At 74.9% G+C, this 11,555-nt stretch carries 12 protein-coding genes; 6 read left to right on the forward strand and 6 right to left on the reverse strand.

The features are described 5' to 3' along the window. Nucleotides 1–1,322 (reverse strand): PQQ-binding-like beta-propeller repeat protein (locus AB0K37_RS35760; protein WP_363988823.1); only part of this gene is annotated, 1,322 nt, incomplete at its 3' end. Nucleotides 1,323–1,479: 157 nt separating this feature from the next. On the opposite strand from AB0K37_RS35760, the gene AB0K37_RS35765 reads away from it, so the two are divergent. The 6 genes from AB0K37_RS35765 (at nt 1,480) to AB0K37_RS35790 (ending at nt 7,273) form a co-directional block, all read left to right on the forward strand. Then, on the forward strand, nt 1,480–2,076 hold the full coding sequence (locus AB0K37_RS35765; RefSeq protein ID WP_363988825.1) for an HD domain-containing protein: 597 nt from the start codon (nt 1,480–1,482) through the stop codon (nt 2,074–2,076). Between the two features lie 33 nt (nt 2,077–2,109). After that, a complete protein-coding gene (locus AB0K37_RS35770; protein WP_363988827.1) occupies nt 2,110–2,607 on the forward strand; it encodes an SRPBCC family protein in 498 nt (165 codons plus the stop codon). A 60-nt stretch (nt 2,608–2,667) separates the two neighbouring features. Next, the gene (locus tag AB0K37_RS35775; RefSeq protein ID WP_363988830.1) at nt 2,668–3,405 is read left to right on the forward strand and encodes an acetoacetate decarboxylase family protein; all 738 of its coding nucleotides are present in this window, start codon (nt 2,668–2,670) and stop codon (nt 3,403–3,405) included. Further along, nucleotides 3,402–4,028, forward strand: coding sequence for an SDR family oxidoreductase (locus AB0K37_RS35780; RefSeq protein WP_363988833.1), 627 nt, complete (start codon nt 3,402–3,404; stop codon nt 4,026–4,028). Before AB0K37_RS35775 ends, AB0K37_RS35780 begins: the two co-directional genes overlap by 4 nt. An 89-nt stretch (nt 4,029–4,117) precedes the next feature. Continuing rightward, nucleotides 4,118–6,565 carry an AAA family ATPase gene (locus tag AB0K37_RS35785; protein ID WP_363988836.1) on the forward strand — a complete coding sequence of 816 codons (2,448 nt, stop codon included), beginning with the start codon at nt 4,118–4,120 and terminating at the stop codon, nt 6,563–6,565. Between the two features lie 69 nt (nt 6,566–6,634). Then, nucleotides 6,635–7,273, forward strand: a complete 639-nt coding sequence (locus tag AB0K37_RS35790; protein ID WP_363988838.1) for a TetR/AcrR family transcriptional regulator — start codon at nt 6,635–6,637, stop codon at nt 7,271–7,273. 116 nt (nt 7,274–7,389) lie between these two features. On the opposite strand, the gene AB0K37_RS35795 is transcribed toward AB0K37_RS35790, so the two are convergent. From AB0K37_RS35795 to AB0K37_RS35815, 5 genes are read right to left on the reverse strand one after another with little or no spacing between them, the layout of a single operon-like run. After that, complete coding sequence (locus AB0K37_RS35795; RefSeq protein ID WP_363988841.1) at nt 7,390–8,271, reverse strand: glycosyltransferase family 2 protein; 882 nt, start codon at nt 8,269–8,271, stop codon at nt 7,390–7,392. Then, nucleotides 8,268–9,158 (reverse strand): CDP-alcohol phosphatidyltransferase family protein, encoded by an 891-nt coding sequence (locus AB0K37_RS35800; RefSeq protein WP_363988844.1) that lies wholly within the window; start codon nt 9,156–9,158, stop codon nt 8,268–8,270. The genes AB0K37_RS35795 and AB0K37_RS35800 overlap by 4 nt, the downstream gene beginning before the upstream one ends. Beyond that, entirely contained in the window at nt 9,148–10,221 is a 1,074-nt protein-coding gene (locus AB0K37_RS35805; RefSeq protein ID WP_363988847.1) for an iron-containing alcohol dehydrogenase family protein, read from the reverse strand. Before AB0K37_RS35805 ends, AB0K37_RS35800 begins: the two co-directional genes overlap by 11 nt. A gap of 47 nt (nt 10,222–10,268) precedes the next feature. Continuing rightward, nucleotides 10,269–11,000 (reverse strand): phosphocholine cytidylyltransferase family protein, encoded by a 732-nt coding sequence (locus AB0K37_RS35810; RefSeq protein WP_363988850.1) that lies wholly within the window; start codon nt 10,998–11,000, stop codon nt 10,269–10,271. Next, nucleotides 10,997–11,479 (reverse strand): DUF5941 domain-containing protein, encoded by a 483-nt coding sequence (locus AB0K37_RS35815; protein WP_363988853.1) that lies wholly within the window; start codon nt 11,477–11,479, stop codon nt 10,997–10,999. Before AB0K37_RS35815 ends, AB0K37_RS35810 begins: the two co-directional genes overlap by 4 nt. Between the last annotated feature and the right edge of the window lie 76 nt (nt 11,480–11,555).

Here is an 11,555-nt window from a genome sequence, read left to right on the forward strand (position 1 = left end):
GGCGCCGCCTGCGGGAGGGCCGCGTACAGCAGCCCGCCGGCGGCCGCCAGCCAGGGCCGGACGCCCGGCAGGTCGGGGTCCATCGAGAACGGCGCGGGCGCGGTCGTGGTGCTCCCGTCACCGGGCTCGACGATGTCGATGCCCGCGGGCAGCAGCCGCTCCGACAGCCGCGGGCGCAGCGCGAACACCTGCCCGCCGGCCTGCGCGAGCGCGGTGTACGCGGGCACGTCCCGGCTCCACCCGACCCGCCCGGACCGCACGTCCACCGCCTCCATGCGGGCTTCCTCCGCCGCCACGCCGCCGGCGCCGCCGGTCCCCGTCCCGCCGGCGCCGGACCCTTCGGCGCCGGACCCGTCCGGGTGGTAGACGACCACGAGCCTGCCCGGCGCGAGCACGCCCGGGCACATCAGGTCGCCGCAGACCCCGTCGCCCTCCCAGACCGCGAACTGGCGGCCGCCGTCGTCGAACGCGCGCAGGGCCGTCCCGTCCGAGACGAGCGTCACCCCGTCCAGCATCGACACCTCGGGCGACTCCCGGGAGCCGAGCCGCCGGTCCCAGCGCACGATGCCCTTCGTCGGGTCGAGCGCGAGCAGACGGCTCCGGCGCCCCTTCTCGCCGCCGGGGTCCGCGCAGCGCAGGCCCACCGCGGCGAGGTCCTCCCGGCCGTCGGACGGGTGGGCCCCGCCCTCGAAAAGCCGGCAGCCGCGCGGCAGCGCCAGCCGCCACACCCGGTTCCCCGTCACGGCCGACACCCCGAACAGCGTCCGGTGACCCTCGTCGGCGGTGAGCAGCACGTCGGACCCGGCGGGCCAGCGCAGCGTCGTCCGGGAGACCGCGGCGGGACGCTCGTCCGCGCGCCGCCACAGCAGCCCGCCCGACAGCGCGTCGAACGCGACGAGCGTCCGGTCGCCGCGGTCGCCGTCCCGCTCGAAGTAGGCGACGACCCGCGACCCGGTGGACGTCCAGCCGAGCAGCGACCACCCGGCGCGGCGGTAGCTCCAGCGGGCCCGGCCGGTGCGCGCGTCGCGCGCCTCGATCCCGTGCCCGGACGCCGTCACGACCTGCCCCTGCGCGACCTGGTAGGCGACGCCGTCGTAGCCCGCGACCGAGCCGCGGTGCGTCCGCGTCGCGTGCTCCCAGCTCACCGCCAGCGGGCCCGGCGGCGGGCCCACCCCGCTCTGCGGCGCCACGGGCTCCCCGGTCACGGTGTGGCGTACCTGCCACCACTCGGCGCGGAGCACGTAGGTGTCGACGAGGACGACGCAGAGCGCGACGGCGACCGCCCCGGACAGGAGGCCGAGCGTGACGCGGACCCTGCCCACGGACTCCGGTCGGCCGTCAGGCCGCTGCCGGCTCCCGACCACGACCGCGCCGCCTCCCTCCACGTACGGTTACACCGAGGACTGCTCAAAGGACGACACCCACCATGCCCTGTGCGGGGCTCCCGCGCGACACGGCCGGGAAGAACGGAGCGAACCCGTGGAGGTCTTCACCCGCTGGCACGCCTGGGAGACGGCCCGCGCGGACATCGCCGCGTCCGGCGCGCCCGTCGACCTGGACGGCCTGGAACGGGCCGTCGCCGCCGCCCTGCGCTGGCACGGCGACCAGCGGCGGCCGACCGGCGACCCCTACGTCGAGCACCTGCTGGAAGCCCTCGAAGTGCTGGTGCGCGGGGCGGGGGTGACGACGCCCGCCGTCCTGTCCGCCGCGGTCCTGCACGACGTCGTCGAGGACACGCCCGCCTCCCTCGCCGACGTCGAGGCCGAGTTCGGCCCCGAGGTGACCGAGCTGGTCGACTGGGTCACCAAGCCGCCCGCCGCGGGCGCCGGGCGCCAGGCCAAGCGCGCCGCCAAGGCCGCCTACCTGCGGCGACTGGGCGAGGCCCCGCGCGAGGCGGTCCTGGTCAAGCTCGCCGACCGCGCCAGCAACGTGCAGACCCTGGACCGGATGGCGCCGGACTTCCAGCGCCGCTACTACGCCGAGACGCTCACCTACGTCGTCCCGCTGGCCGAGTCCGAGCCGTGGTTCAGAGCCTGGTACGCGGACTGGCGGCGCCACTTCGCCCACCTCTTGTGACCCACCGGTCATCAAGTGGGAGGATGCGGAGCCATGGAGCGCGAGTGGGTCGTCGAGGAGAGCGTGGTCGTCGCCGCGCCGGCGCGGGACGTGTACGCGGCCGTCGCGAATCTGCGGCGGATGGGCGAGTGGAGCCCGGAGGTGTTCGCGACGTGGGTGCGCGGGCGCGCCGTCAGGCCGGGGACGAGGTTCGTCGGCTTCAACCGGATCGGCTGGCGCGTGTGGTTCACCACCTGCCAGGTGAGCGCGGCGGTGCCCGGTGAGGTGTTCGCCTTCCGGGTGTCGAGCTTCGGGGTGCCGGTGGCGCTGTGGGGGTACCGGTTCGAGGACGTCTCCGAGGACCCGTCCGCGCCCCGCACCCGCCTCACCGAGTACTGGGAGGACCAGCGCCGCGACCACCGGGGCGCCGGGTTCGTGTCGCTGCTCGGCAAGATCTTCACCGGCGTCCCCGCCGAGGAGCGCGCCGAGGTGAACCGCGAGGGGATGCGCGCCACGCTCGACCGGATCCGGACGGCCGTCGAGAAGGGCTGACTCCCCCTTCCCCGGCTCCGGTGCTTGGCAGCAAAACGAGAACCTGTTCTACTTAGCGGTGTGACAACGACCGCGCACGCGCACACGATCCAGGGGGAGCGGGTCGCGCTCCCGGTACGGATCCGTGACGCCGCCGTCGGCTCGGCGATGTTCGCCGTGCCCGCCCGCGCCGCCCAGGACGTCATCGCCTACTCCGGGCTCGCCGTCGCGGAGCCCCTGCCAGGCAAGGCCGTCTGCTCGCTGGCGTTCGTCCGGTACGCCGAGGGCGACCTCGGCCCCTACCACGAGTTCGCCGTCGCGTTCCTGGTGCGCCCGCCCGGCGCGGCGCCGTCGCCGGGCGTGCTCGGGCGGATGCGCGGGATCGGGGCGTTCATCCACTGGCTTCCGGTCAACCAGGAGTTCACCTTGGAGGCCGGACGGACGATCTGGGGCTTCCCCAAGGAGATCGCCGACATCCCCATGGACCTCTCCGGGCACGTGAAGCGCTGCGCGGTGCGGTTCGGCGGGCGGACGGCGATCGAGGTGGCGATCCGGCCGGGCGTGCCGACGCCGGCGGGCTCGGCGGCCCCGAGCGTCGACGCCTACTCCTGCCTGGACGGCGTGACGCGCCGGACACCGTGGACGCTCACGCCGTCCGGCGTCCGGACCCGTCCGGGCGGCGCGAAGGTCGTCCTCGGCGACCATCCGGTGGCCGACGAGCTGCGCGGCCTCGGGCTCGACCGGGCGCGGGCGCTCACCACGAGCACGGTCGGGCGTCTGCAGATGGTCTTCCAGGGCGCCGAGGAGGTGCGCACGTGAAGCGGACGGCCCTGGTGACCGGCGCCGCGCACGGGCTCGGCGCCATGGCGGCGCGACGGCTCGCCGCGGCGGCGTGGGACGTCGTCGCGGTGGACGTGGACGAGCTCGGTCTCGCCAAGACGGCGCACCGCTCCCCCAACACCCACGCGCGGGTGTGCGACGTCACCGACCCCGGCGCCGTGGCGGCGGTGCTGGCGATGGCCGGCCCGGTGCACCGCGTCGTCCACGCCGCGTCGGCCGCGCCGCCCGGGCCGGTCCTGGCGCAGCCGCTCGGCGAGGTGGAGGACGTCCTGCGGACGAACGTCCTCGGCGCCGCCGTCGTCGTCCAGGCCGCCCTGCCGGGAATGCTGGAACGGCGGGCCGGGGAGCTGTTCCTCTGCCCGGACGCCTCGGGCCCGCCCGCGAGCCCGTCCGCCGCGGCCGTGGCCGCCTACGCCGACGCGCTGTGGGCCGAGCACGGCGGGCAGGGCGTGACGCTGCGCTGCGTCCACGCGGCCGCCGGGACGCCGCACGGCCTCGTCCTCGACGCGATGGACCGCTCGCTCGCGCGCCCCGCCCCGGACGTCCACGTACGGGTCCGGCCGGCGCGCCGACCGCTCCTGGCGGCGCTCGCCCGACGCTGAACGTCACCCGGACCGCATAAGCTGTCTCTTTCGCCTTCGGGGTGCCGGGGGATGTCCCCGGCATGACACACGCGCGAGGAGCAGCCTGCATGTCGTCCCAGGTCAACGGGCGCCCGACCAGTCCGGGCGGCACGGTCAAGGACCGGGAGATCGCCGCCGAACAGCGCTACGTCGACACCGCCTACACGCGGCTGGAGGAGATGCGCGCGGACGCCCAGGCCATGATCCGCGAGGGCTACCGCCAGTCGCTCGCCGGCACCAAGGGCTCGCTCGTCGACCGGGACGCGATGGTCCACCAGGCGGCCCTGCGCGTCCAGGCCCTCGACGTGGCCGACGACGGCCTGGTGTTCGGCCGGCTCGACCTTGCCTCCCGCGAGGTCCGCTACATCGGCCGCGTCGGCGTCCGCACCAGCGAGCACGACTCGCTCGTCATCGACTGGCGGGCGCCCGCCGCCGAGGACTTCTACCGCGCCACCCCCGAGGACCCGCGCGGCGTCGTGCGCCGCCGCGTGCTGCACTCGCGCGGCCACACCGTCGTCGACCTCGAGGACGACCTCCTCGACCCCGAGGCGTCCGACGGGATGACCGTCATCGGCGACGGCGCGTTCCTCGCCTCCCTCGCCCGCACGCGCGAGGGCGCGATGCGCGACATCGTCGCGACGATCCAGCGTGAGCAGGACGAGGTGATCCGGGCCCCCGCCGACGGGACGGTCCTGGTGCGCGGCGCCCCCGGCACCGGCAAGACGGCCGTGGCGCTGCACCGCGTCGCCTACCTGCTGTTCCGGCACCGCCGCCGGTTCGGATCCCGCGGCGTCCTCGTCGTCGGCCCGAACCGCCGGTTCACCGCCTACATCGAGCGGGTGCTGCCCTCGCTGGGCGAGGGCTCGGCGACGCTCCGCTCGCTCGGCGACCTCGTCGACGGCGCCACCGCCACCGTCCACGACACGCCGCGGCTCGCCCGCGTCAAGGGCGCGGAGACGATGGTGACGGTGCTGCGGCGCGCCGTCGCCGACCACGCCCCCGGCGCCCCGGACGAGCTGCGCGTGGTGTTCAAGGGCGTCGTCGTCGCCCTCGACCGCGCCCGCCTCGACCGCATCAGGAACGAGGTCCACCGGCGCAGCCGCGGCAGCGTCAACGCGGCCCGCGGCCGGGCCGCGGAGATGCTCCTGGACGCCCTCTGGAGCCGCTTCGGCGAGGTCGGGGGCCCCGAGGCGGCCGAGGCCGAGGAGGGCGCCGAGGCGGGCCTGTGGAACGCGATCCTCGCCGCCGACGGGCTGGCCTCCCTCGACGAGGAGCCCGCGCGCGGCAACGGGGCCGCGGGCGGCGACCCGAAGCGCGCCCAGTTCGACGCGCGGGTCCGCGAGCAGCGCGCGTTCACCGACTTCCTCGTCGCCTGGTGGCCGATCCGCCGCCCGCTGGACGTGCTGCGCTCGCTCGGCGACCCGTCCCGCCTGCGCCGCGCCGCCGGGCGCGACGTCGACCGCGCCGACGTCGAGCCGCTCGCCGCCTCCTGGGCCGGCGACGGCGCGCCGCTCAGCTACCAGGACGTCGCGCTGCTCGACGAGATCGACGCGCTCCTCGGCTCCCCGCCCCGCCCGTCCCGCCGCCGCGGGGCGCCGTCCGAGGACGACCCGTTCGTCGTGGACGGCGTCAACATCCTCACCGGCGAGGAGGTCGTCGACGAGACGTGGGAGCCGGAGATGCGGGAGCTCACCACGTCCATCGAGCGGCTGGAGCGCTCCCGGCGGGTCGACGACGGCGTGGTCGAGGAGCGCCCCGAGTACGCGCACCTCGTGGTCGACGAGGCGCAGGACCTGTCCCCCATGCAGTGGCGGATGCTCGGCCGCCGCGGCCGCCAGGCGAGCTGGACGATCGTCGAGGACCCGGCCCAGAGCGCCTGGGAGGACCTGCCCGCCGCGCGGCGGGCGATGGAGGCCGCGCTCGGCGGCGAGCGCCCCGCGTCCCGCAACCGCCGCCGGGGCCGCAAGGCGCCCCCGCCCCGCGCCCGGCACGAGTACGAGCTGACCACGAACTACCGCAACTCCACCGAGATCGCCGCCGTCTCCGCGCGGGTGCTCGCCCGCGCGCTGCCGGACGCGAGGCCGGCCCGCGCCGTCCGCACGTCCGGGATCGAGCCGGTCGTCCGGGTCGTCCCCGAAACCGGGCTCGGCTCCGCCGCCCGCGCCGCCGTCGAGGAGCTGCTCGGCCAGGTCGAGGGCACCATCGGCCTGATCGTCCCGCTCTCCCTGGAGGAGTCCGGCGGCCAGGCCCCGCTGTTCGGGGGGTCCGCCGCCGCCTGGGACGCCGCCGAACGCGACCGGCTCGGCGCGGGACTGCCCGAGCGCGTCCAGGTGCTCGACGTCCTGGAGGCCAAGGGCCTGGAGTTCGACGCCGCCGTGATCGTGGCGCCGGAGACCGTCGCCGCCCAGTCCCCGCGCGGGCTGCGCGTGCTGTACGTGGCGGTGTCGCGGGCCACGCAGCGGCTGACCGTCCTCACCGCCGACCCGGAGTGGAGGGACGCGCTGGTCACCGGCTGACGGGGCACTGCGCCGATCCGCCCGGCGTTAGGCTGACGCTGCCCCATCCGCACGGGTGAACGGAGACCGATGAGCGGCCGCAATCCCGCGCCCAGGCGCAGCTACGCAGGCCGGTCGGCCGAGGAGCGCCGTGCGGAGCGGCGCGACCGCCTGCTGGCCGCCGGGCTCGAACTGTTCGGGACGCGCGGGTACGCGGCGACGTCCATCGAGCGGCTGTGCGCGACCGCAAGCGTGTCGACCCGCAACTTCTACGAGGAGTTCTCCGGGCGCGAGGAACTGCTCACCACGCTGCACCGCGGGATCAACGAACGCGCCGCCGAGGCGGTCGCCGCCGCGTACGCGCGGGAGGCGGGCGCCGGCTTCCCGGCCCGCGTCGAGAGCGCCGTCCGCGCGTTCGTCACCGTCACCGCGAGCGACCCGCGCTGGGCCCGCATCGCGTTCGTCGAGGTGATCGGCGTCAGCGCCGGCCTGGAGCGGCACCGCTTCCACTGGCGCGGCCAGTGGGAGGACGCGATGCTCGCGATGGTCCGCGAGGCCGCCTCGCGCGGCGAGGCCGTCGACCGCGACCACCGGCTCGCGATGATCGCCGTCATCGGCGCCGTGAACAACCTCGTCCACCACTGGTCGGCCCGCGACCAGCACGTCCCCTTGGACGACATCACCACCGAACTGACCCGCCTCATCGTGGCCGCGGTGACGACCCCCTGACCCGAGAAGGCACCCCAGCGCTCCTGGACGAGCAACACCACAACGCCTCGGAGTGAACCTGCGCCCGGCACGTGACGGGGCCCAGGGGGTCTCGCCCCCTGGGAGGACACGGACCCCTAGATGATCGGGGGGCGGCCCGTGCGGGTCATGCGCCAGGCGGTCCGGTAGGAGATGGGGCGGCGGGGGCCGGCGGGCTTGCGCCAGCCCTCCAGGAAGCCCTTGAACCAGGGCTTGAGGGCGCTCGGCTTGCGCTCGCGCAGGACGGTCATGCCGACCCACACGGAGAGGTAGGTGAGCGCCAGCGGCCACGGCAGGTTGCGGCGGGCCAGCCACACGCGGTTGCGGGCGTTGTAGCGGTAGAACATGGCGTGCCGCGTCGGCAGCACGGCGGGGTGGAACATCACCGCCGCGGCGTCGTAGACGATGCGGTAGCCGGCGTTGAGGATCTGCCAGGCGAGGTCGGTCTCCTCGTGGGCGTAGAAGAAGTCCTCGGGGAGGCCGCCGCCGGCGTCGAACGCGGCGCGGCGGATCGCGCAGGCGCCGCCGAGGAACGTGGTGACGGCGGACGAGCGCTCCGGGTCGCCCGCGCGGAGCCGGGGGACGTGGCGGCGCTCGCCGCGCCCGCCCTCGGGGTCGCGGACGCGGAACGAGACGACGCCGAGGTCGGGCTCGGCGGAGAACCGGTCGCGCAGGTGGGCGCCGAGGCGGGGCGAGCGGTACCAGCCGTCGTCGTCCAGGAACAGGATGACGTCGCCGCAGGACGCCTCCACGCCGCGGTTGCGGCCGCCCGGGATGCCGAGGTTCTTCGGGAGGCTGAGGGTCTTGACGCGCTCGTCGTCGAACGGCGGCGCGCCCGCCGCCTCGCCGACCGGGTCGGCGCCGTTGCCGACGAGGACGACCTCGACGTCCACATGCTCCTGCTCCAGGGCGCTGCGGACGGCGCGGGCGAGCTCCTCCGGCCGGTTGCCCATGGTGAGGACGACGACGGACAGTTTCACTTCAGCCTCCGGGAGGCCAGGATGCTGACGAGGTGCAGCAGGGTCTGCAGGATGGCGACGGCGGCGACGGCGACCGTCAGGACGCGGACCGCGACGGGGTCGTCCGCGCCGGTGAGGGTGTCGATCACGGCGGCGGCGAGGATCAGCAGCGACAGCTCGACCGCGCCGATGATGCGGTGGAAGCGCAGCATGGACGCCGCCTGCCGGGCCAGCGCGATGCCGGTGGAGCGGGGCCGCAGCGCCCGGTCGCCGCCGGTCGGGTCGGCGGGCAGCCCGGACTTGGCGCGGGCGACGACGACGTTGTCGGTCTCCGCCTTGATCAGCGCGGCGCCGAGGGCGGCGAGCAGGCCGAGCTCGACCCAGCCGCCGTTCTCCCAGCCGCCCTGAGCCATGAAGCCGAGCCCGGCGAGCAGCGACACCTCCGACAGGTAGTGGCCGATCCGGTCGAGGAACACCCCGGCGACCGACGTCTGCCGCAGGTAGCGGGCGACCTCGCCGTCGACGCAGTCGAGCAGCAGGTAGACCTGGATGAGGAACGCGCCGGCGAGGGCCGTCCACAGCGGGTCGACGGGCAGCGACACCGCGACGCCGGCGAGGACGCCGCTCAGCATCATCAGGTAGGTCAGCTGGTTGGGGCTGAACCCGAGGCGCAGCGAGATCCACGCGAAGTACGGGGACAGGTCGCGCATGTAGAGGCGGCCGGCCCAGTGCTCCTCGTTGCGCCGGTCCTTCAGACCGGGCGGCTGGCCGTACCGGCGGATGTCGGCGACCTTCGCGCCCTTGCGGTGCGGCCGGTGGTCGTCGCCGGCCGGCTCCGCGGGGCCGGGTGGTTCGGGGGAGCCGGGGGGCTGCGGGGAAGGGTTCTGCCCGGACAGCTCAGCCTCCATGGGCCTGGACATACTCGTGCACCGCCTTGCGGGTCTCGCCCTCGTCGAGGCTGAGGTGTTCCAAGATCGTATAGCGGCCGGGGCGGGTCTGCGGGGCGTACCGCACCGCCTCCGCGAACTGCTCGGCGGACAGCCCGATGTCGGCCGGGAACCGGGGCAGTCCGTGGCGTCCGAGGCAGGCGAGGATCTCTTCGAGCCGCTCCTCCCCCGCGCCGAGCCGGGTGGCGCGCAGGTGGTAGCAGAACGCGGCGCCGATCCCGGCCAGCTCGCCGTGGTTGGCGGTGTCCGGGAAGAGGTGGTCGATGGCGTGCAGGATCTCGTGGTCGCCGCCGGACGCCGGGCGGGAGTCCCCGGCGAACGCCATCGCCATCCCCGACAGGACGAGCCCCTCGGCGAGGACCGTCAGGAACCGGTCCGAGTCGATCGAGCCGGGCTGGTGCAGCAGGGCCTCGGCGGCGGTGCGCGCCACGGTGAGCGCCATCCGGTCGATCCGCTCGCCGCACTCGTCGGCCGCGAGGAGCCAGTCGTCCACGGCGGAGAAGTTGCTCACCACGTCGCCGATCCCGGCGCGGACGAGCCGGTCGGGCGCGGCGCGCACGTAGTCCAGATCGACGATCATCGCCAGCGGCATCACGACGCCGAACGAGCCCTTGCCCTTGTCGTGGACGAGGGAGGCGACCGGCGAGCAGATCCCGTCGTGCGACAGGTTCGTGGCGACCGACACCATCGGGATGCCCGACAGCGTCGCCGCGTACTTGGTGGCGTCGATCGTGCGGCCGCCGCCGATGCCGACGACCGCCTCGTAGGACCCGGCGCGCAGCCGGGAGCCCAGGCTGACCGCCGCCTCCACGGTGCCGCCCTCGACGTGGAACACCTCGCAGGCGGCCAGGGACGGCCGGACGTGCTCGGCGATCTGGTCGCCCTGGCCGGGACCGACGGCGATCGCGACGCGCCCCTCGGTGGCGATCCGCCGGTCGGCGAGCAGCTCGCCGAGGGTCGCCACGGCTCCCCGCCGCACGTCGATGGAGAGCGGCGCGTTCAGCATCCGCGTCAGCAGGGGCATGGGCCTCCTCGTGCCGTGCGTGCGGTCGGTTCGTGCCGTGCGTGCGGTCAGTAGCCCTTGGCGATCCGGCGGGCCTTCTCCAGGTCGTCGTGGTTGTCGACCTCGACCCAGTCGACCTCGCCGATCGGCGCGACGCCGATGCGGCCGCCGCGGTTCACGAGCTCCTGGTAGCCGTCCTCGTAGTAGAGGTCGGGGTCGCCCTCCCAGGTGGCCTTGAGCGCGTCGGCCAGCGGCCCGGCGGCGGCGGGCTCGATCAGGGTGGCGCCGATGTACTCGCCGTTCGCGGCGGCGGGGTCCATGAGCTTGGTGATGGTCTTCAGGTGGCCCTCGCCGTCGAGGATCACCTTCATCTCCTCGTCGGCGAGAGTTTTCACGTCGTCCACCGCCAGGAGGATGTCCGGTCCGCGGTTCGCCAATAGTGTCTTCTCGACGCTCACCGGATGGACCGTGTCGCCGTTGACCATCAGGACGCCCTTGGAGAAGTGCTCCCGAGCGAGCCACATGGAGTAGGCGTTGTTCCACTCCTCGGCCTTGTCGTTGTGGACGAGCGTCAGCGACACGCCGTACCGCTCCTCAAGGGCGGCCTTGCGGTCGCGCACGGCGTCCGCGCAGTAGCCGACCACGATGACGACGTCGGTCAGCCCGACCTCGGCGAGGTTGCCGAGGGCGATGTCGAGGATGGTGGTCTCGCCGTTCACGGGGACCAGGGCCTTGGGGAGGGTGTCGGTGTACGGCCGCAGCCTCCGGCCCGCGCCCGCCGCCAGCACCATGCCGATCATGCTCTCTTCTCCCTCTCGCCGTGGGGCCCGTCCCCCACACCCTCGGACAACTTCTTCGTCAGGTCGATCGTCACTCCGCCGGCGCGGCCGTGCCGCGCCCACGTGGCGGCGCTCTCTCCGCCGGACAACACGCCAAGGTAGGCGGCCAGCGCCGCGTACGCGAACGGAAGCGGCGCGAACGCCCCCACGACGGCCGTGAACAGCATCCGGCCCTCCCAGCCGAGTCCGGCGAGGCGGACCCACCGCGGCGGCCGGCGCCCCCGGCGGGTGCGGTAGGCGGCGTCGTAGTGGTGGAGCGCGAGAACCGTGAGCAGCACGTAGACGAGCGGCGCCGGGACTGCCCGCGCGTCCCCCAACACGGCGAGGTAACCATACTCGATCCCGCGCAGAATGGGCGGAACCAGCCAGTCCAGCCGCCCGGCGTGGGGGCTCTCGGACGCGGGCCCGGCCAGCAGCAGCACGACGAGCGGCGCGAACACCGCCGGCTCGGGCCCGAGCCGCGTTCACGCCACCGCCCCGGTCTCCGGACGCGTCCAGATCTCGTCGAGGCCGCCG

The organism is Actinomadura sp. NPDC049753, assembly GCF_040674655.1.
GTDB lineage: Bacteria > Actinomycetota > Actinomycetes > Streptosporangiales > Streptosporangiaceae > Spirillospora > Spirillospora verrucosospora.

What these genes read in the sequence shown, in the direction of transcription:
- AB0K37_RS35800 (WP_363988844.1), bottom strand. Translation starts at nt 9,158, where the DNA reads ATGGAGGCTGAGCTGTCCGGGCAGAACCCTTCCCCGCAGCCCCCCGGC.
- AB0K37_RS35790 (WP_363988838.1), top strand. Translation starts at nt 6,635, where the DNA reads ATGAGCGGCCGCAATCCCGCGCCCAGGCGCAGCTACGCAGGCCGGTCG.
- AB0K37_RS35805 (WP_363988847.1), bottom strand. Translation starts at nt 10,221, where the DNA reads ATGCCCCTGCTGACGCGGATGCTGAACGCGCCGCTCTCCATCGACGTG.
- AB0K37_RS35785 (WP_363988836.1), top strand. Translation starts at nt 4,118, where the DNA reads ATGTCGTCCCAGGTCAACGGGCGCCCGACCAGTCCGGGCGGCACGGTC.
- AB0K37_RS35810 (WP_363988850.1), bottom strand. Translation starts at nt 11,000, where the DNA reads ATGATCGGCATGGTGCTGGCGGCGGGCGCGGGCCGGAGGCTGCGGCCG.
- AB0K37_RS35770 (WP_363988827.1), top strand. Translation starts at nt 2,110, where the DNA reads ATGGAGCGCGAGTGGGTCGTCGAGGAGAGCGTGGTCGTCGCCGCGCCG.